Origin of the sequence: Actinopolymorpha singaporensis, from assembly GCF_900104745.1 — a bacterium.
Taxonomy (GTDB): domain Bacteria; phylum Actinomycetota; class Actinomycetes; order Propionibacteriales; family Actinopolymorphaceae; genus Actinopolymorpha; species Actinopolymorpha singaporensis.
Genome location: NZ_LT629732.1, coordinates 1,018,281 through 1,038,236 on the forward strand (window position 1 = coordinate 1,018,281; position 19,956 = coordinate 1,038,236).

Below are 19,956 nucleotides of genomic sequence, written 5' to 3' on the forward strand. Positions count from 1 at the left end.
ACCCTCGAACTCACAGGTCCCGCCGGCGGCCGCTGGGGAACCGACGGCGAACTCATCACCCTCGACGCCCTCGACTTCTGCCGCATCCTCTCCGGACCAGGCGACGGCGCTGGGCTACTGGCTACCTCCGTTCCGTTCCAGCCAGCCCGTTCCGGGGGCTGCTGTCCGGGGGCTGCTGTCCGAGGGCTCCGCCGTGGCCAGGCGACCTGCGCTGGACACAACCCGCTGCGGGTCGCACGATATCCGGGACAATGGCGGCCTTCCGGTGTGCGCGCGGCGACCCGGACCAGCTGCGGATGAAGGGACGGTTGATGAGGACCGAACGAGGAGTTCCTTCGCGGCCGAGGGCCCGGTCATGACGGCCGAGGTCGCGCCGCACTCGAATGGCGCCGCACCGGACCCGAACGACGCACCGGGTGCCGACACCATCCGGCTCACCCTCAACGGCCAGCGCTACGAGGTCGCCGCACCGGTCGGACGTACCCTCGCCGAACTCCTCCGCAACGACCTGGGCTTCACTGGCACCAAGGTCGCGTGCGGCGAAGGACACTGCGGCGCCTGTACCGTGCAGGTCGACGGCAAACCCACGCTGTCCTGTATCACCCTCGCCCACACCGTCGACGGCGCCGAGGTCACCACCATAGAGGGGCTGCGCGAACACGCGATGGTCGACGCGTTCGTCCGCTGCGACGCACTCCAGTGCGGCTTCTGCACGCCCGGGCAGATCGTGTCCGCGACCGCCCTCGTCGCCGGCAATCCGCAGCCCAGCCGCGAGGAGATCCGGCACGCGATGGCGGGCAACATCTGCCGCTGCGGTGCCTATCCGAAGATCGAGGAGGCGATCCTGACATGGCGCGCCTGATCAGGACCGAGAAGGAAGTCGAAGGACGCTTCGAGACCATCTGGCTGGTCGTCGACGAGGACTCCCTCGACCAGTGGCCGTCCGGCCCGCTCGACGTCGTGGGCCGCCCCGCCACCCGCAAGTCCGGCCACGCCCGCGCCCGCGGCGAGGCCACCTACACTGCCGACGTCCGCCTGCCGGGGATGCTGGCCGCCGCCGTCCTGCGCTCGCCGTACGCCCACGCCCGCGTCCGCCACATCGACCTGTCCCGCGCCCTGCAGGCGCCAGGCGTGCGCGGCGCGATCGGCCCCGGCGACGCCCCCGAGGTCCAGGCCCTCGCCGGCTACCACGGCGCACCCGTCGCCGCGATCGCCGCCGACAGTGAGGGCCAGGCCCGCGCCGCCCTCACGCTCATCGACGTCGACTGGGAAGTCCTGGAACCCGTCCTCGACCCTGACGAGGCCGTACGCCGCGGCCAGCTGACTTCCGAGCCCCGCCACTACGAGCGCGGCGACTTCGATGCGGCTCTGGCCGAGGCCGCCGTCGTGATCGAGTCGGAGTACCGCACCCAGGTCGTCCTCCACAACTCCCTCGAGACCCACCAGTCGGTGTGTACGTGGGAAGGCGACACCCTGGTCGTCCACACCTCCACCCAGGACATCTGGGGCGTCCGCAACGGCGTCTCCCAGGCGCTCGGCATGCCGGCGGACAAGGTTCGGGTGATCTGCGAATACATGGGCGGCGGCTTCGGCGCCAAGAACGACCCCGGCCACTACACCTTCATCGCCGCCGAACTCGCCAAGCGCACCGGGCGACCCGTCCGCTGTGCGCTGACCCGCCGGGAGGAGAACCTCGCCGCCGGCAACCGCAACGCCACCATCCAACGCCTCACCATCGCCGCCCGCCGCGACGGCACGATCGTCGCGCTTGGCGGGGAGTTCGTCGCCGCCCTCGGCTGGGACGGCTGGATGGCCTCCACCGCCGGACCGATGCAGGGCCTGTACGCCTGCCCCAACGTCCGGACCGTCGAGTACGCCGCCCGCCTCAACACCCCGCCGATGGCGGCCTTCCGCGCACCCGGGTTCGTCGAGGGCACCTTCGGCCTGGAGTGCCTGGTCGACGAGCTCGCGGTGAAGCTGGAGATGGACCCGCTCGAGATCCGTCGCCGCAACTTCTCCCCAGCCGACCCGGCCACCGGCACCGCGTACTCCTCCAACAACCTCATGGAGTGCTACGCCCGCGCCGACAAGCACTGGGCCCGACGCCACGACGTCCGTGCCCGTAGTGAAGGGCCGTGGCGGCGAGGCGTCGGCATGGCGTCCCAGATCTGGTACGGCGGCGGCGGACCGCCCGCCTATGCGTGGGTGCGGGTCGGCTCCGATGCCCGCGCCACAGTCGTCACAGCGATGCAGGACATCGGCACCGGCACCCGCACCGCCATGTCCCAGATCGCCGCCGAGGAGCTGGGCCTGCCGCTGGGCAGCGTCGACCTCGTCCTCGGCAACACCGACCGAGGGCCGTACGCCGTCGCCGCGGCCGGCTCCTCCACTACCCCGTCGATGGGTCCCGCGATCCGCGCCGCCGCGGGCGACGCCCGCCGGCAGATCCTCGACATCGCCGCCCAACGCTACGAACGCGACCCCGACCAGCTGACGCTGCGCGGCGGCCGCATCGAGGCCGCCGACGGCGAGTCCTGGCCGGTCGGCGAGGTCCTCGGGCTGCTCGGCAACGCCCAGATCCTCGGCAAGGGCGCGCGTGGCCCGAACCCCACCGGCATGGGCGTGCACACCTTCGGCGTCCAGGTCGCCGAGGTGGCGGTGGACGTCGAGACCGGCGAGGTACGGGTCGAACGCCTCGCCGCGATCCACGACGTCGGCCGCGTCATCAACCCGCTCGGCGCCTCCAGCCAGCTCGAGGGCGGCGTCATCCAGGGCATCGGCCACACCCTGTCCGAGGAACGCCTGCTCGATCCGACCACCGGGCAGATCCTCACCCAGACGCTGGACGCCTACCGCATGCCCACGATCGCCGACGTACCCGAGATCATCACCGAGCTCGTCGACGTACCCGACCCCAACCTCACCAGCCTCGGCGCCAAGGGACTCGGCGAACCACCGATCATCCCGGTCGCGGCAGCGATCGCCAACGCCATCCGCGACGCGACCGGCGCCGACGTCCACGAACTCCCCCTCGACCGCGAGGAGATGCTGCGCGCCCTCCGCGACGCGGCCGACCGACAAGCAGCGAAGGAACGCCATGAAGCTCCGGCGACTGTCTAGCCTCGCCGACGCCGAGTCCAGCGAGGCTGGGCTCGGCACCGGTTCGGTGGCCCTGGCCGGCGGTACCGAGGTTGTCCCGCTGCTGCGCGACGGGCTGCTCGCGGCCGACACCCTCGTCGACGTCCGCGCCGTGCTGCCACGCGAGATCACCCCGTACGACGGCGGGGTGCGGATCGGTGCGGGTACGACGCTCGCGGAGCTGGAACACGCCGACGCCTCGACCGGCCTGCCCGATGCCCTTCGGGAGGCATGCCGACTGTCGGCGTCGCCGCAGGTCCGCAACATGGGCACCATCGCGGGCAACCTCCTGCAGGCGACCCGCTGCTGGTACTGGCGACTCGGACACGACTGCTGGCTGGCAGGCGGCGAGAAGTGCCTGGCCCGCGACGGACGCAGCGACGAACACGCGGTGTTCGGCAACAGCCGCTGCGCCTCGGCGCACCCCTCCGACCCGGCCGCGGCGCTGCTCGCGCTGGAGGCGACGGTGCGTACGTCACGGCGGGAACTGCCCATCGCCGACCTGTACCGGCTCCCCACCGACGACGACCGGGCTGTCACCGCGTTGGAACCGGGCGAGCTGATCCTGGAGATCGACGTGCCGCGGCCCGATGCCAGTACCTACCTGAAGGCGATGGACCGCAAGCGGTACGCGTTCGCCCTGGTCGGCGTCGCGGCGGTCCGGTCCGATGAGGCTGTGCGGGTCGCACTCGCCGGGGTAGCCCCGGTGCCGTGGCTGGTCGAGTCGCCCGACGGCGATGCGGTCGGCTTCGGCGACGCCACGCCACTGCCTGGGTCGGCGTACAAGATCGAGCTCGCCCAGGCACTGGTCCGCCGCGCCAAGGACGTCATCTCCGAGGCCGTCTGACAGCCCGAGCACGGGGCCCGCCTCGGCACAGATGCTGCGCCGCGACCTGCCATAGGTAGGCAGGGTAAGCGCCGGTCGTACCGGTTCTGCGGGTCCGTGGGGCGGGTTTCACACATGCTCACGCACGTGGGGGGCGTGGTCGCGATCGTCTTCGGCCTGTTCCTGTGGCACCTTGCCGGGAAGGCGACTTGAGCCCGAGGACGACGCCTTGGTGCCGGCCCGCAGGGCATGGCCGCGCGGAGGCGTCCGGTGCCTGTTCGGCTGGCGTCTGCTGACGTGGTTGTTGACCAGCCCGCATGATGGGCGCATGGCCGACGAGGTGCGCGCGGTGTTCGTCTTCGACCGGGACCACGACGCCCTGGTCTTCCGGTCGCTGGAACACGCGACCGGCTACATGGAGGCTATCGACGTCGAAGAGGGTGAGTACGTAGCCCTGTTCACCGAGACCGGCGGCATCGTCAACGCCACCACCACGGCAGAACGAGTCGTGCTGACCGTCACGGGCGAACGCGATGAAGCAGACCTGCGGGCGCGCCTACGTGACCACCAACGACGGATGCGCACACCCGAACCGATCACCGATCCCGTCGCGTTCGCCAGCGACTACCTGCGGCGTGAGCGGGAGTGGGAGTGGGCGCACCGCTGGCCCCGGTGGCCGGCCTGGCTGGACCGGCGCTTGCACGGGGAGCATCCGCCAAAGGCGTAGAGTCCCCGGCGGCCACTCGATGCGAGCTGTCGGCGCACCGTTCGGTGGGGCTGCTCGGATGCAGCGGGGTCGGTGCGAGCTACGCAAGGACAAGGAATCGCCTGGAAGTCCGGGGGCGAGGAGGCCAGGCTAGGAGGCATGCGTGGCATGAACTACGTCGTGGCTACCGAAAGGCTCGGTTGGCCGTCCACTCCGCGCGGACTCGCCAGGATCCTGCCAGGAGAAGCGCAGACGCGCCTCAGGTATGAAGACGAACCGGAACGGCCTACGGCAACGTGCCATCTCCAACCTGCTCAGACAGAACCCGCTCTCTGCGGTTACCTATGGGAGATTCTGGTTCCCGTCCCTGGCGCGCCCGCGTGGACGGACCTTCACCCTGATCTGCGAGGCGACATGTGTGAGGAAGACGCGGGTTACGGTCGCGAAGATCCACGGGGCCGCAGCTACCGGTACACCTATGACTGATCACGACGCTCAGCATGGAAGGGTCGTAGGTCCTGTGGTGGTCTTCTTCGACGACGGCGACGTGGTTGTCGGCGAGGATCCGTCGGAGTTCGATGTCGATTTCATGCACTACGTCGAATGGCACGGCGGCTATGACGGACTGGCGAGGCCCCTTCGGCTGGAGGGCGGCGATGGCAGGCACTACGCCGAACGGTTTGGACTGGCGTCGGAAGTACCGCACGAGGAAGAACTGCGTACCCGGATCCGTGAGTGCTACCGCATCCACCGACCTGGCATGCCTCACCCCGACATCGCCGACCTACGCGAATACCTACGAGCAGTCGCTGCCGACGAACCCGACGATCCTCGAGCGTCCTGGTCCCTGTGGGACCACATGAAGTCCTGGCTGCGGTCGAACTGAATCCGTCTCGACACGGCTCCAAGCTCCCGTGGCGCGCGCCCGACGACTACTTCTGACAGACCGCCTTACGAGCGTCGATGAGTACCGCGCATGGGCCAGTGGGCCCTGGGATCACGGTGTCCCTGGGGCCCGGCCTGACGGACCTAGTGATCAGGTCTCGCGGTTCGTTGTGGTCACGCCGGGGGGCCCTGCGCTGTCAGCACCGTTCTTCGACGACGAGGAGCGAGCGGTGACTGTCGTCCTTGAACTCGCCGAGGAAGTAGTCGGTGAAGTCGCCGGACGATGGGCGCTTCACGCCTTTGAGGTACGGACGGATCGTGACCAGGAATGCCTCTCGCTCCTCCACCGGGACGTCACGAACTTCCGGTCCCAGCGCGTGGAGGACACGGACATCGGGGTCGCGCATCAGGTGTTCGACCCTGGAGACCCTGACCTCGCCGCGACGAAGACGCCACCGCACTCCTTGCTCGTCGGTGTATTCACCGCCCTCAAGCGCAGAGGGGAAAGAAACCCATTCCGCAGGCGGTCCCGGATCGGCGGCCACGACAGCCTCCACTACTTCGGCGAAGGTCACACGCCGTTCAGCCTTCTTCTTGCGTCCCACCTAGCCATGGTCCTGCCTGAGCAGGTGCCCTGCCAACCAGCCCTGGCTGACGGCGAGCGAGGTACGTGCGCAGTCAGAACGTGTGTGTCCGGCGCAGGTGCCGCGGGCGGCCGTCGGGATCGGCGACGGTGCGGTACGCCAGGCCGGCCCACCTCATGGTCGAGGGTGAAAGCCGCGGCAGCTGGTAGGGCCGCAGCCGGCCGGGTGGCCGCAAACCGGTGCGTTCGCTGTCGTGCCAGTGCTGCAGCCGCTGCGCTGCTTCGGCGAAGGCGGTGAACAGTGACCCGGGATCGACCAGGTCAGCATCGTCACCGGGGTCGCGGTCGAGGTGTTCGCGGGCGAGTTCCAGGCGAAGGTTTCGGGCGAAGACGCGGGCGCCGTCACCGTGACGATCCACAACGCGCGGTTCCCGAATGTCGCGGACCTGGTCGATCACCGCGCACGACAGCTCGGAGTCGTGCGTCCAGGAACGGCGGTTGAAGTTGTCGGAGCCGACCGAGGCCCACACGTCGTCGATCACGCACACTTTGGCGTGGACGTATACGGGGTTGCTGTGGTGGTTCTCGATCCCGTACACGCCGACGCGGCCGGGAGCGGCTGCGTTGAGTAGGTCGAGCGCTTGCCGGCGTCCGACCAGGTTCATCGGGAGGCTCAGCCGACCGTCCTGGTCGGGGTGGTGAGGGATCACCGCGACAAGTAACAGGTCGGAGTTGGCGGCGAGCGCGTCGGCGAAGCAGGAGGCCACGTCATCCGACCACAGGTACTGGTCTTCGACGTAGACGAGCCGGTGCGCGCGGGCGAGGACCTTGCGGTAGGCGCGGGCGATGCTGCGTTCCCCGTCCGGAGCGAACGGGTAGCGGGGACGCCGCGACGGATAGGTGCGCAGCACCTGCACGAGATGGGTGCCCACCGGTGACGGGTCGGACGGCTGCGCGGGAAGGGTGGACGGGTCGTCATCGTCGCGCCGTAGTACGTCGGCCACCCGGTAGGCGGGGTTGAGACTGACCGGTGTTGGGTCGTTCCAGCGTTCCCGAAAACTGAACTCGAGATCCCCTACCGCCGGCCCACGGATCTCCAGTTGAATGTCGTGCCACGGTGGATGGGGGCCATAGACATCGCTCATCGGCTGCCGCTGCGGGTCGCCGTGGTGTTCGCTGGTGTCGCGCCGGCTGTGGCACAGGTCGATACCGCCGGCGAATGCCACGTCCCGCTCGGGGTGTCGGGCGTGCCGGACGACGACGAACTTCTGATGATGAGACCCGCCAGGACGCACCCGCATGTCGCGGATGCACTCACCGCCCGCGGCATTGATGTCCTCGCCCAAATGCCGGTTCTGCTCCGCGCTGAACGCCAACCGGTCCCAGTGCGAACGCCAGATGAGCCCCTTGACGATCACACCGCGGCCGGCGGCTTCACACAGCACGCGCGACACCTCGGCGCCCGGCTCGTCGAGACGCTCGTCGGGGTCGCCACGCCAGTCGGTGAACATGATGACGTCCCCGGCTTCGGTGGCAGTGACGACCTCGACGAGGCGGGCGAAATAGGTCGCGCCGTGCACCAGCGGCGTGACCGTGTTCCCGCCAGACCATGCTGCCGCCCCGTCGCCGCGTCGGTGGTCGAGTTCGGTGGCGTGGTTGCCCCGCTCAGCCGCGGTGAGGAACCACTCCTGGTCCGTCATCCGCGCGCTCTACCCTCCGTGACCGCCTGCCCAGGCAGCCGCGCCCGGTTCATCCGCGGCAACGCGCCGGTCAGGTAGAAGAGGGTCACCGGCGCAAGGTAGCACCAGCGACTGGGGCGCCGGTCCGGCCACCGCCTCGACCACGGCGGCGCGCCCAGCGCCGCGCGCCGCGCTGGAGTTTGCGTAGTCGAGTGCGATGGAGTACCCAATACCGGACATAACGCCCCACCCGGGGCCGGCGGGCGAGGGGAGGGCCCCCCCGGCCCCGGGACAACGAAGGAGACCATCATTTCGACTCACCAGCCGTACCGGGCAGGCCACATGGCAACCCGCGAGGACCTGGCCACCCGGCGGGTACCGGTGGCCGACCCGGCGCAGCCGGTGGTCCAGCACCAGACTGCCGGACTTCACTGGCCGCAGTACGTCAACAACCACCGGCTCATCGGCGGACTCGTAGCGGGCTTCGCGGCCCTCCACATCGCCGACATGATCGGCTACTGGCTACCCGGCATCGGCCTGCCGAAGCTGGACTTCGCCTACTTCAATGGCGCCATTCTCATGCCCAAAGCGGCCGCCACGCCGCAGTGGTTCGAAGGGCACATCTTCCACACGTTCAACGGCCTCGTGTTCGCACTCGGCTACGCGCTGGTGGTCTTCCCGCTGCTGGGCAAGACGCTGACGACCGCGCGAAACGTCGCCCGCGGAGTCGCCATGGGTATGGTCCTGGCAACGCTGAGCTGCCTGTGGTGGATCCCGACCCAGTTCCCGGCTCTCCACGCGGGCTTCATGTCGCACAACCTCGGCTGGAAACTCGTGCTGGGCGTGTACGTGTGGCACCTTGCCTGGTCACTCGCGATCGGCTTCTTCTTCAACCCGAAGGACTGAGCACCACATCAACGACGGTCACTCGGCCGCCGGCCAGCCCTCGAGCTGGCCGGCGCCACCCGCACGCAGATAGGCGTGGAGGCGTACGCAGGCGTCCTGGTCGCTGTCCGGCCGCAGCGTCAACTGCCGCTTGCCGGAATGCACGGACGCGACACCCCCGCCGAGCACGAGATGGTCGGTGAGGACCTCGGCCAACAGGCACACCTCAGGGGTGCTGCCGCCTCGCGCAGCCACCCTCGTACGGACGAGCGGTGTCGCCCAGATCAGCCGGCTCTCGACGACCACGAGACGCCGCTGGGTGACCAGCACCGTGACCGGCTCCCCGGCACGGCATACCAGCTCGGCGGCGAACTCGATCCGCTCGTCATCCCCCATGAACGTCGCGAGCGCACGGTCGACCACCTCGGCCGGTAGCGGTTCGGCGGAAACGGCCTCGTCTGGCACGGGGGCTCGCACCGCCTCACCTCCCCAGCTCGTGTCGACCTCGGGGAGCGCACCCGCTGCCCGGGCCGCGTCCAGCAGCGTGGGGAAGAAGCCGTGGAACGCCTCCCGGTCACGGATCCGCATCGTCGTGGTGAACTCACCGCCGGAGGGCCCGCCGGCCGTCCTCACCGTCACAACGAAGTCACCGAGACTGGGGCCGATCGGCCGGCCCACGAAGACGACATACGCCAGAGCCACCGCCGTCACACGTTCGCGGGACTCGAAGATGACCCGTTGGTCGGTGACAAAGGCGAAACCCGCGGCGTTCCCCTCGTGCGGGAAGCGCACCGCGACTCGCGCACGCTGCCGCTCGCCGGGTTGAAGCACCGACTTCACCCGCAGCCAGTCACGCGACTCCGCCGCGATGGCGCGGCCGCGCTGGGTCGCCGCCCGGACGTGCAGATCTTCCAGGGCACGGTCGCCGACCGAGATGCTGACTGACTTTCTGCCGAGACGCACGAGGCCGCAGATTAGACCGTCCCGCGTATACCTCTCAAACCTGGGCGAAGCGGGCCAGCGGACCCATCACGACCTGTGCCTTCGAGGTTGCCGCGGGTGGCTGCGCAGCTCGATGTCCCTGGGTTCGGCGGTTGCTGCGGTCCGCGGGCGCGCTGCCGGGCAACGGACCGCTGATCAGCGGCTAACTCCGAACTCCACTAGCTTCGTTGATGATCGCCCCGGCTGGTCCTCGGATGGCTCCGGCAAGGGGAGGGTTAGGGCCCGTGTCGATGACCATGAGGGGGGCCGGGGCGGTCACCTTCAAGCCGGGACCGCGTCCGTGGCCTGTCCCGCATTCAGCGGCCAGTACGCCGGCCGATGACCGGCCGCCGTTGGCATCGTGGCTATGGCCACATTCGGAAGCAGTGTCAGCGTGTCGATACATGGTCAGACCGCGGCCCGCTAGCGTTCGGGCACCCGGCCCGTTGGCTCATAGCCGCTACTCCTGGCATACCCCCGTCGTCAGTGGTCAGCGACCTCCACCTGTGGACCAACGGGCCGGGCTTCCCCCGGTTCCCGGTGCCGGCTGCTCATGTGAACCAATCCTTTTCGGCCCAGTACGGCGCCCGCGGGTCGAGTTCGTTCCCCTCGCTCACGAGCAAGTGGTGCCGAAGTGCTGTAGCTTCGCCGGACGATCGCCCCGGCGGCCTTCGCCAGGTCTTCGACCCAGCGGAGCGCCTTTCGGAGGTCAGCGCAGGTGGCCGGGGCGATCACCGCGCCGGGTAGCGGTGGCAGAAGGGTCGGAGGGTTTGGCCGGTGGCCTGGCTTGGTCCGGGAGAGCGGCAGTCCGTAGCCTGTCCCGGCGCAGGCGGGCAGCTCGCTGGCCACCCCCAACCGCCCGCCGAGGGCCGCCGCTCTTCGGGTACCCGGACCAAGCGAGTGGCCAGACCTCCGGCCCGGCATCAACCACGCACCGTCCGCCACGGCCCGGATACCCCCGCACACCGGTAGCGTCGTGCGATCCGACAGTGGATGGGCTGCAGATCCCCGTCAGGTGATGTGCACGGGCTGAATGTGCCCTGGTCAGGCGCACACCCTTGGCGAGGAAGAGGAGTTCGCCGCCCGGCCCCCTCCATCACCATGGCCGGCCACGCGGTACGCGAGATAGCGTGGGAGGCATCCCAGACTTCGGGAGAATCATGCCGAAGCGGACAGATCTGTTGGTCATCGGCGCGGGGCCCTACGCCTACGCGGCTGCCGCTTTCGCGCGTGCCAACGGGATCGACACTCACATCGTCGGCCACCCCATGGCTTTCTGGCGCGAGCAGATGCCGGCGGACATGTACCTGCGCTCGGGTCCCGACTGGCACCTCGACGCAGACGACACCTACACCTTCGAGGCGTTCTTCGAGGACCACAACATACGGTCCGAGGAGTTCGACCCGATACCGATCGCCGTCTTCGTCGACTACGCCGAGTGGTTCCGTAGGCGTACGTCGCTCGACGTCGACGCACGCCTGGTCGACGACCTGTCCAAACCAGGCGGAGCGTTCGTCGCAACCCTGAACGACGGATCGACGATCACCGCGGACAAGGTCCTCGCCGTCCCCGGCATCGGCTCCTTCGCTCACTTCCCGTGCTGGCACACGGAGATCCCGCCGACTCGCCGGTCACACACGAGCGAACTTGTCCACTTCGAGAATCTTGCCGGCGCCCGCGTCGTCATCATCGGAGGGCGGCAAAGCGCCTACGAATGGGCCGCGCTGCTCTGTGACCACGGCGCCGAGCAAGTGCACATCGTGCATCGACATCCGATTCCTGACTTCGCCAAGGTCAGCTGGGCCTTCGTGAACCCGTACGTCGACCAGACTCTGGCGCACCGGGGATGGTGGCGTCGACTCCCCGCAGAAGAACGGCAGCGGATCGTCAGCGAGTTCTGGCGAGTGGGCCGTCTCACCCTTGAGCCCTGGCTGGTCCCACGCCTCACTCCGAGCGTCGTCACCAGCCATCCCCACTGCACGGTCACGGACGTGACACCGGTCGACGAGGCTGTGCGCCTGCGGCTCTCGGATCGATCAACCCTCACCGCGGATCATGTGATCTTCGCCTGTGGCTACAGGGCGGATCTGTCTCGTGTTCCCTTCCTTCGCGGCGTCTCGGACCAGGTACGGACGACCGACGGTTTCCCCGACCTGACCGAAGGCTTCGAGACATCCCTTGCGGGGCTGCACGTGATCGGCTTCGCCTCGACCCGCGACTTCGGGCCCTTCTACGGATTCACCAAGGGCTGCCCGTCATCCGCGCGCATCGCGGTGGACGAAGCGATGCACCGCGCCGCCTGACCGACCACCGATGGGACGTCCCTACCGAGCATGTGCGGCAGTGACGCATGACCACCGCAGGAGTGGGCACGAGGCCCGTAGCCGAGGTCAAGGCCCAGCCCGCAGAGCCCGCCGAACCCCCTGGGGTCGCAGGCTTCCCAGCACACCCCCAGGAGGCTTCTCATGAAGCGAGGTCCCCGACGCGGAGATCGAACGTCCTACCGACATTCTCGTGCGGATCACCGCCGCCAACATCTGCGGCTCGGACCTGCATATGTATGAGGGCCGGACCGACTTCGAAACCGGCCGCTGGTTCGGCCACGAGAACCTGGGCGAGGTCATTGAGGTCGGCGATGGCGTCGACAAGGTGAAGGTCGGCGAGCGGGTGGTCCTGCCATTCAACATCTCCTGCGGGTTCTGCAAGAACTGCGAGCGCGGGTTCACCAACTACTGCCTGACCACCCAGCCGGACCCGAAGATGGCCGGCGCGGCCTACGGCTTCGCAGCAATGGGTCCGTGGGCAGGCGGGCAGGCTGAGCTGATGCGAGTGGCTGGCCGACATCTTCCCCACCAGCTACCACGCCACCGAGATGGCCGGGGTCGTCCCCGGCGACTCGGTGGTGATCTACGGCGCCGGTCCAGTGGGGCTGATGGCAGCGCTGTCGGCCACGATCAAGGGCGCCAGCAATGGTCGTCGACCGCCACCCGGACCGAATGCGGCTGGCCAAGGAACTGTCATGGCGGACCTCGACCACAGCGCTGCAGGCCCGATGCCAAGTCCTGGGGCAAACGGGTTCGGACCAGCGATCGCGCGTGCCCCCAGCCACGCCGGCGGGTGTGTCAGCTTGACCGCTGCTCGACGGCTTCTGGATCGGCGACCGTGAATAGGGCGCGCCTTGACCGCTGCGGAGCGATGGACGACGCTCGAGGAATAGACACCCATCGCGGCACAATCTGCGCTTGTGCGGTCCGATGACAGGTTCGCCAGAGGTCGCGGTGATCGGGGGCGGGATCGTTGGCCTCTCGACTGCGTACGCGTTACGTGAGCAGGGCGTCGCGGTGCGCCTGTACGAGACCGGTTTGCCCGGCGGCGGCCAGTCCGCCGGCGAGTCGCGAATCTTCCGGCATGCGCACGACGACCCTCGGCTCGTCGCGTTCGCGCGCAAGAGCCGCGGAGTGTGGGCTGAGTGGGCCGAACGGTTCAACGTCGAGCTGGTCTCATCAGATGGTGCGGTGGCAATCGGCGAAAGCGCGCTCGCGCGGCTGCGTGTGCTCGACCGTGTCGGCGGCGTGCCCGCGCGCGCGATCGATTCAGACGAGCTCGCCGAGCGAATGCCGCTGCTCGCTGGGTACTCCGGACCAGCGATGTTCGACGAGGCGGGCGGCGCGATCCGTACGCGCGCCACCATCAAAGCGCTCGCGGGTCAGCTCGGGGACGCCGTCGTAACTGGCGAGGTGGTCTCGATCGAACCCCGCGGCAGTAGGACGGTTGAGGTGCGTAGCGTCACCGACTGCGCTGTCTACTCGAATGTAGTCGTGTGCGCCGGCCGCGAAACCGCACGCCTGGCGCGAAGCGTCGGCCTTTCGCTGCCAGTTCGCCTGGCCGCACACGTGCGGCTGACTTTCGCCGTGAAGGCCGCCGCCCCGGCGCGGGTCGCGTGCCTGCAGGACGGCAGCGGCGACTTCGGCGAAGTCGGCGTCTACGCGACGCCGCTGCCGGGCAACAGCCGCTATGCGGTCGGACTCAGCGAGACTGTCGGCGTCCGCGACGATGGGACGTTCATCGACCCGGCGGCAGTTCGATCACTGGACGAACGTGCACGCGATTACGTGGCACGGGCGCTGCCTGGCCTCGACCCGGAGCCGCGCGAGTTTGTCCACTGCTGGGTGACCGACCTCCCGTGGAGTGAGGACGGCGTGGCCGTCTGGGAGGCAGGTCGAATCCTTTTCGTGGCCGGCCACAATCTCTTCAAGCAGGCACCATCACTGGGTCGCGCCCTCGCGCGGGCCACGACCGGCGACGGTCTCGCCGCCGAGCTCACGCCCGAGGCGCGCCTCGGCGAACCCCAGCAATAGTTCCCGGGGACCCTTCGGGCGCCGCACTCAGGGAGTCGCTGCAAGCGGTCGGCGCGGAGCGGTGTGGTCGCTGCGGACGCGAGGGTCCCCGCGCGACAATGTGACCAGGTGACTTGCGTACGAGCCGTTGGGCTGGCGACCCGCCACCTGGTACCCGGTCCGCCGCTCCCGACTGACGCACTCGCTGGAAACGTGGCGCCAAGACAGCAGCCGCGGCCGAACCTTGGGTGATGCCGTCACGGTGCGGGCTACGGTGGGCATCGAAGGCACCTGACCGTTGTCGGGACGCTGAGGGCCTCCACGTCACCTGGAACGCTTGCCTAGAACGCCGTTCTGCCGAGTTCGTTCCGCTCGGAGGGTCGCTATCCAGATACACCATGGGCCTCTCCAAGAATGCTTGAAGAGCAGGAAGGCACCCGGTCAGGAGTTTCCAAGAATTTCCAAGGAATCGCGTCGACCGCGAGTGACTTTTGCTACCGGGTCGAACACAAGCCCAGATCATAAAGACATAAGACAACGCCCCAAGTAGCGTTGCCCGCCATGACGACCTGCCCGGACACCATCCCCGCCGTCGTCTACCTGCGGACGGGCGACCAGTTGCAGGTCATCGCGTTCCGCGCCGGGATAAGCGACGGCGGGCTGATCCTGTACGAGCTGGCGCTGCAGGACGGCAGCCCGCTCCGCCTCGACGTCACCATGGTCGAGCGGGTGTGGCTGGAGCAGATGCCGGCCGGGTCGGCGGTCATCCTCGGGCGCTCCGACGCGTGAAACCGGCCCCGCGCCCTCGGGGTGATGTAGGGGACGCGGGGCCGACGGGTGGGCGGAGTGTGACGGGCCAACTTCGGGCCCACTTGTGGACGCGAACGACCCAGACACCGATCGGTCACGGGTCGTGTCGCCCACGCAGGTCCGTCATTCCGGCTCCAAGATGAGAATCGGCCCCGCGCCCGGAGGGGGGAGGTGGGCGCGGGGCCGACAGGCGGACGGCCCGGGAGGTGGTTTGACAGTCACCGGGCGGCCGGCCTTGCCACGTGAACGACCCAGCCACCCATCAGTTACGGGTCGTACCACCGGTACGCCACGAGACCGCCCGGAACGCCGCTTCGCAGTAGCCCCGACTCCTCCATCGCCTTGAGGTCGCGTGGCGGCAAGAAGTGGGCGGGATGATCACCAGTCGACCAGAACCGCACACGGCCGGGCAGGCGCTGTGTGCCGAGCGGGCCTGCCACTGGCGAGTTTCGTTGGGAACCCCCAAGGTGGTGAGCGATCCGACCCGGTGTCCGGTCCGTGGTCGCCCGATGCGCGCTGCGGTCGATCGAAATCGACGCATCCTGTCGATCACCGAGTTCGTTGCGTTGACCGGCTGAGTTTGCTCAAGACGGGTGCGGTCCTGTCCTCTGTGGCCTCTCCAGCTGATAGGGCCGGGGTGTCTTCGTGGTACCACAACCAAAGTCTGCGCCTCGCCGTATGCGTGTAAGAAACGCCTGACCGGCCCGTCCTCCGCCGAGAGATGCCATGCAGGTGAAGCGGAGGGCATGGGATCGAACCCACGACCGAGAGGGGTCCCTCGGTAGCGGTTTTCAAGACCCGAAGGACTTCGGGCTTGACCTGCGGCTTTCCCGAGCGCATGTCGTCAGCCGAGCCCATTCCCCGCGATGTTCTGTATCCTTCGCCGAGTTCGGTCTACAACTGGCAGGCCCACGGGCAGGTCCCTGCCCGCCGCAGTCCCGCTGGACGCTGGGTGCATCCCGTGGATTCCCGCCACCCAGGAGATCTACCGGCAGAAGGTCGCCAAGTCCTTCCGCCTCAAGCCTCGTCCGCCGCGCGTGAGCCCTCGCCCGAGGCGGCCGCTCCCGGGCGAGCCGGCGCACCGCCGATCGACCCGCGACCTAACCGCCCAGGCGTACAAGAGCGACGTCTTGCCGCGGTGCGCGGGCGCCTGGTCACCGGACCGCCCACCCGTCGGGAACGCTTTGACTGTCGGTAGTTCCTTGCCGCAGAGGCATCAGATGTCCTGATCAGGATCGTAGAAGAAGATGCTGGATGCGGCTTCCTGCTGGAAGAGCACGGAGGGCCACCACGGCGCGTCCGGCGGAACCTGTACCACGGTGGCCCGCCGCTCCAGTTCCGCGGTGACGTCGTTGTCGAGGACGCTCCGGGCGGAAGGGGGCTGGTGCATCAGGAAGCCGCGCGGACCGAGGTACAGGTAGCCGTCGATTCCCGGGTAGCCCTTGCCCGGATCCAGCGGCGCGTCTCCGGGCAGCGAGAAGTAGGAGGAGTCCAACTCGCCCAGCCAGGTGCCCTTGAAGGTGGTGAGCGACGGCACGGGCCAGGAGGCCATCCGCCGTTCCAGCTCGTCGTTGTCCTTCGCGAACCCGAGATGTCCGGTGATGACGAAGGTCGAGTTCGGATAGGTCTGCTCGTAGATCTCGGCGGCGCCCCTGCCGTGCCGCAGATGACCCGTCCCCATCAGGATGAGGGCCTTGCGTCGCTTCGAGAGCACCTCGCTCTCCAGCACGGAGGCGATGTGCTGGTCCCGGTCGGCGAGGAACGGGTAGAAGTCCGCGGGACTGGTCACTTTGCTCCAGTCGATTGGTGGTTCGCACGCCAGGACCCGCAGCTTCTTCGCACGGGGCAGCCGCTGGTTGATCCGGCGTACCAGGGGGTAGAGCTGTTCGTAGAAGGTCGAGTAGCTGCCGGCGGCGTTCAGGCCGTTGCGCCACACCTGCCGCACCTCGGCGAAGGGCACGTCCCCGCCCGCGATGTACTCGTCCAGCATCGGTTGGTACAGCGAGTTGCCGTTCTCCGCGACGATGTCGGTCACGACGGACGGCAGGCGGGGGTTGCACACCAGGGAGATGAGGAATTCGTCGATATTCCGGACGCCGTGCGATGGGCTCAACCCGCCCACTATCGGGTAGGTGTTGAAGGCGGCCAGCATGGCGTCCTGAGCGCCCCGTGGAGCTGTTCCGGCAGGAGTGTCCTCGGCCCCCGCCGGACCGGCCAGTACAGCACCGGCCAGGGCGGTACCGGCAAGCATGGTTCCCCCGGCGCCTACCAGGAAGTTGCGACGTCGCATCAGGTGGTCTCCGTTTCGTGGTTGCCCGCGTCAGCGGGTCGATGGCGGATGGTGCGGCGCTGTTAGGCGTCGCGGATTAGCACCAGGGGTGCCGCCGGTGAGCAGCGCCCCGGCGGCCACGCGTTCGTCAGCTTTGCGCAGCCCGGTGATTTCGATGGTCGCCTCACTCATCCGAGTGTCCTTCTCCGTCCGTGATTCCGGTTCGACGCTCGTTGTACGCCGGTGCCGGTCTCGACACGGTGCGCGCGGCTGATACCTGGCTGAGACCGACGGCCTGGCATGCTTGGAGCAGGTCAGCCGCTGTGTGAAGGAACGTGCCCGCCGTGAGAGTGCTGGTGGTCGAGGACTTCGAGCCCATGGCCCGGGCGATCCTGACTGGACTGCGGCGCGAAGGAATGGCTGTCGATGTCGTGTACGACGGCGGTGCCGCGCTCAGCCACCTGGCACTGACCCGCTACGACGTCGTGGTGCTGGACCGGGACCTACCCGGCGTGCACGGCGACCAGATCTGCCGCCGACTGGCCGCTGGGCGCTCACCCAGCCGAATCCTCATGCTCACCGCGGCGGGCAGCCTCGACGACCGGGTGGAAGGTCTCGGCATGGGCGCCGACGACTACCTGGCCAAGCCGTTCGACTTCCCGGAGTTGATCGCCCGCGTGCGTGCACTCGGTCGCCGCGCCGCGCCTCCGGTACCCCCGATGCTGAGCCACGGCGACATCCGCCTCGACCCCGGCAGCCGGGCCGCGTTCCGGGCCGGGCGGCGCCTGCCGCTCAGCGCGAAGGAGTTCGCCGTCCTGGAGCACCTGCTCACCCGCGCAGGCAAGGTGGTCTCCGCCGAGGAACTCCTGGAACGGGTCTGGGACGAGGCCGCCGACCCCTTCACCACCGCGGTCAAGCAGACGATGTACCGGCTGCGGGCCAAACTCGGCGATCCACCCGTCATCGATACCGTGCGCGACGGCGGGTACCGGATCGGAGAACCCGATGCCCCCGTTGCCTGACGACGTATCGGCCGGCGTTGTTCTCCGGCCCACCCTACGGATGCGGATGGCCCTGCTGTACGCCGCCCTCATCTGCACCTCGGTCGTCGCGATCCTCGGCAGCACCTACCTTCTCGCGCCCGGCCTCCTCGTGCACCGCACCTGGCAACCCGCCCCGAACCAGCCGGCGCAAGCCACGGGCACGGCCACGACCGGGCACTCCTCCGGTGTCTTCGCCGAATCCATCGGCTCGGATAAATTCGGCGGCCTGCTCATGGCACTCGCGGTCATCGCCGCGTTCTCGCTCGCGCTGAGTTGGCTCATCGCCGGTCGTTTCGTCCGGCCACTACGCGCCATCATCGGAACCGCCCAGGACATCTCGGCCAACGACCTGCACCGCCGCCTGGGCCTGCACGGCCGCCACGACGAGTTCACCCAACTCGGCGAGACCCTCGACGACCTGTTCGCCCGCCTCGAAGCATCGTTCGAGGCACAACGACATTTCATCGCCAACGCCTCACATGAACTGCGTACCCCGCTCAGCGCCGGCCGAGCCCTGCTCCAGGTCGCGATCACCGATCCCGCCCCCACAGTGGAGACCTTGCGGGCGACCTGCGAAGAACTGCTCCAGCTCGGCGAACAGCAGGAGCGCCTCATCGCAGCACTGCTCACCCTGGCCAACAGCCAACGCGGACAGCAGCGACCACAACCCCTGGACCTCGCCGACGTCGCCCGCACCGTGCTCCTCACGCGTGGGCCCGAGGCCGAACGGCGCCGCGTACGGCTCGACGTCGCGCTCACCGCCGCCCCCGCCACCGGCGACCCAAGCCTGGTGCAAAGCCTGGTGACGAACCTCGTCGACAACGCCCTCCGGCACAACGTGCCCAACGGACACGCCGAGATCCGCACGGCCACCGGCACCGCCGGTGCGGTCCTGTCGGTCGCCAACACCGGGACGATCGTTCCCGCGATCGAGGTGGAGCACCTCTTCGAGCCCTTCCGGCAACTCGGCACCGAGCGGATCCGTCACAGCGAAGGGCATGGACTCGGCCTTGCCATCGTGCGCGCCATCACCCATGCGCACGGCGCCACGCTCACAGCCCACGCCCGCCCGAAGGGCGGTCTCGACATCCAGGTGGTCTTTCCAACACCCAGCGCGCTGCGATGACGCGCGGGTCGGAAAGCTGCGACTGCACCGCGGCCACGGCCATCCGGTAGTTTGCTGGCCCGCCGGTGGTCTCAGCCGTCATCGCCACCACGGGATCGGATCGAAGTGGTCGGCGCAGTTGCCTTCGCAGGCGTAAAGCTGACTCCCGTTCCCTTACGAGTGGCCGATGACCACTCGCGGTTCGCGCTCGTCACGGGACGTGCCACAGACGACGCAGGCACGTCCGACTCCTTGCTCATCCATCAGTTACATCAGTGTCGAGGGTCGGCGCGGTCGGTAGCTGGTTCGCCGTCTGCGCATCCGCCAAAGTGCGCGTCTCTGGACGTCCCGGCTTGGTGCTTGTGGTCACTAGGTGTTGCAGCCATCGGGGTCACGCTGGGGTCAGCCCGCCGGGACCGGCAGGTCGTTGCGTTGACGGGCAGGGTGGGTGTCTGCCAGTGAGCCTCACGCCACCAGGACATCATCACCGACCACGGCCAGGCCGCGGCCGCGATCATCAGCGCCGCCGAGTTGGAAGACCTCGAGGACCGGCTCGCCATCGCCCAGTACGAGCTCGAGAAGGCCAACGGCACCCTGCGGACCATCCCGCACGAGGAGGCCAAGCGCAGGCTCGGGCTCACCGAGTGACCTACGCTCTGGACTGGCGCGAAAACGCGCCGTTACCGCATCGTCTACGAGATTCGAAGAC

The 19,956-nt window shown here is 68.6% G+C and carries 18 protein-coding genes; 13 read left to right on the top strand and 5 right to left on the bottom strand.

Going from position 1 to position 19,956, the window contains the following annotated elements:
* The first annotated feature begins 355 nt into the window (after nt 1-355).
* The 5 genes from BLU27_RS04685 (at nt 356) to BLU27_RS04705 (ending at nt 5,556) form a co-directional block, all read left to right on the top strand.
* Nucleotides 356-862, top strand: a complete 507-nt coding sequence (locus BLU27_RS04685; protein ID WP_092650875.1) for a (2Fe-2S)-binding protein — start codon at nt 356-358, stop codon at nt 860-862.
* Nucleotides 850-3,120, top strand: a complete 2,271-nt coding sequence (locus tag BLU27_RS04690) for a xanthine dehydrogenase family protein molybdopterin-binding subunit (RefSeq protein WP_092650877.1) — start codon at nt 850-852, stop codon at nt 3,118-3,120. Before BLU27_RS04685 ends, BLU27_RS04690 begins: the two co-directional genes overlap by 13 nt.
* Nucleotides 3,098-3,985, top strand: coding sequence for an FAD binding domain-containing protein (locus BLU27_RS04695; protein ID WP_092650879.1), 888 nt, complete (start codon nt 3,098-3,100; stop codon nt 3,983-3,985). The genes BLU27_RS04690 and BLU27_RS04695 overlap by 23 nt, the downstream gene beginning before the upstream one ends.
* A 307-nt stretch (nt 3,986-4,292) precedes the next feature.
* On the top strand, nt 4,293-4,691 hold the full coding sequence (locus BLU27_RS04700; RefSeq protein WP_092650881.1) for a hypothetical protein: 399 nt from the start codon (nt 4,293-4,295) through the stop codon (nt 4,689-4,691).
* 397 nt (nt 4,692-5,088) lie between these two features.
* Nucleotides 5,089-5,556, top strand: coding sequence for a hypothetical protein (locus BLU27_RS04705; protein ID WP_157728219.1), 468 nt, complete (start codon nt 5,089-5,091; stop codon nt 5,554-5,556).
* 196 nt (nt 5,557-5,752) lie between these two features.
* Here BLU27_RS04705 and BLU27_RS28780 read toward each other — a convergent pair whose 3' ends face one another.
* On the bottom strand, nt 5,753-6,160 hold the full coding sequence (locus BLU27_RS28780) for a hypothetical protein (RefSeq protein WP_157728220.1): 408 nt from the start codon (nt 6,158-6,160) through the stop codon (nt 5,753-5,755).
* 73 nt (nt 6,161-6,233) lie between these two features.
* The gene (locus BLU27_RS04715; protein WP_092650887.1) at nt 6,234-7,838 is read right to left on the bottom strand and encodes a phospholipase D family protein; all 1,605 of its coding nucleotides are present in this window, start codon (nt 7,836-7,838) and stop codon (nt 6,234-6,236) included.
* A gap of 321 nt (nt 7,839-8,159) precedes the next feature.
* Here BLU27_RS04715 and BLU27_RS04720 point away from each other — a divergent pair, with 321 nt between their 5' ends.
* The gene (locus tag BLU27_RS04720; RefSeq protein WP_092650889.1) at nt 8,160-8,723 is read left to right on the top strand and encodes a hypothetical protein; all 564 of its coding nucleotides are present in this window, start codon (nt 8,160-8,162) and stop codon (nt 8,721-8,723) included.
* An 18-nt stretch (nt 8,724-8,741) separates the two neighbouring features.
* On the opposite strand, the gene BLU27_RS04725 is transcribed toward BLU27_RS04720, so the two are convergent.
* On the bottom strand, nt 8,742-9,665 hold the full coding sequence (locus tag BLU27_RS04725) for a hypothetical protein (RefSeq protein WP_092650891.1): 924 nt from the start codon (nt 9,663-9,665) through the stop codon (nt 8,742-8,744).
* Between the two features lie 1,178 nt (nt 9,666-10,843).
* On the opposite strand from BLU27_RS04725, the gene BLU27_RS04730 reads away from it, so the two are divergent.
* The 5 genes from BLU27_RS04730 (at nt 10,844) to BLU27_RS28785 (ending at nt 15,408) form a co-directional block, all read left to right on the top strand.
* Nucleotides 10,844-11,986 carry an NAD(P)-binding domain-containing protein gene (locus BLU27_RS04730; protein ID WP_092650893.1) on the top strand — a complete coding sequence of 381 codons (1,143 nt, stop codon included), beginning with the start codon at nt 10,844-10,846 and terminating at the stop codon, nt 11,984-11,986.
* Between the two features lie 253 nt (nt 11,987-12,239).
* Complete coding sequence (locus BLU27_RS04735; protein WP_241827986.1) at nt 12,240-12,941, top strand: alcohol dehydrogenase catalytic domain-containing protein; 702 nt, start codon at nt 12,240-12,242, stop codon at nt 12,939-12,941.
* Nucleotides 12,938-14,041 (top strand): NAD(P)/FAD-dependent oxidoreductase, encoded by a 1,104-nt coding sequence (locus tag BLU27_RS04740; RefSeq protein WP_172804871.1) that lies wholly within the window; start codon nt 12,938-12,940, stop codon nt 14,039-14,041. The genes BLU27_RS04735 and BLU27_RS04740 overlap by 4 nt, the downstream gene beginning before the upstream one ends.
* 540 nt (nt 14,042-14,581) lie before the next feature.
* Nucleotides 14,582-14,809, top strand: coding sequence for a hypothetical protein (locus BLU27_RS04745; protein ID WP_092650897.1), 228 nt, complete (start codon nt 14,582-14,584; stop codon nt 14,807-14,809).
* Nucleotides 14,810-15,204: 395 nt separating this feature from the next.
* On the top strand, nt 15,205-15,408 hold the full coding sequence (locus tag BLU27_RS28785; RefSeq protein WP_157728221.1) for a hypothetical protein: 204 nt from the start codon (nt 15,205-15,207) through the stop codon (nt 15,406-15,408).
* Nucleotides 15,409-16,046: 638 nt separating this feature from the next.
* Here BLU27_RS28785 and BLU27_RS04750 read toward each other — a convergent pair.
* Nucleotides 16,047-17,120: a hypothetical protein gene (locus tag BLU27_RS04750; protein ID WP_157728222.1), complete on the bottom strand. Its 1,074-nt coding sequence runs from the start codon at nt 17,118-17,120 to the stop codon at nt 16,047-16,049.
* Between the two features lie 30 nt (nt 17,121-17,150).
* Entirely contained in the window at nt 17,151-17,291 is a 141-nt protein-coding gene (locus BLU27_RS28790) for a hypothetical protein (protein WP_157728223.1), read from the bottom strand.
* A gap of 152 nt (nt 17,292-17,443) precedes the next feature.
* On the opposite strand from BLU27_RS28790, the gene BLU27_RS04755 reads away from it, so the two are divergent.
* Both BLU27_RS04755 and BLU27_RS04760 read left to right on the top strand, forming a co-directional pair.
* Nucleotides 17,444-18,121 (top strand): response regulator transcription factor, encoded by a 678-nt coding sequence (locus BLU27_RS04755; RefSeq protein ID WP_092650901.1) that lies wholly within the window; start codon nt 17,444-17,446, stop codon nt 18,119-18,121.
* Complete coding sequence (locus BLU27_RS04760) at nt 18,114-19,268, top strand: sensor histidine kinase (RefSeq protein WP_197681683.1); 1,155 nt, start codon at nt 18,114-18,116, stop codon at nt 19,266-19,268. The genes BLU27_RS04755 and BLU27_RS04760 overlap by 8 nt, the downstream gene beginning before the upstream one ends.
* Nucleotides 19,269-19,956: the final 688 nt, after the last annotated feature.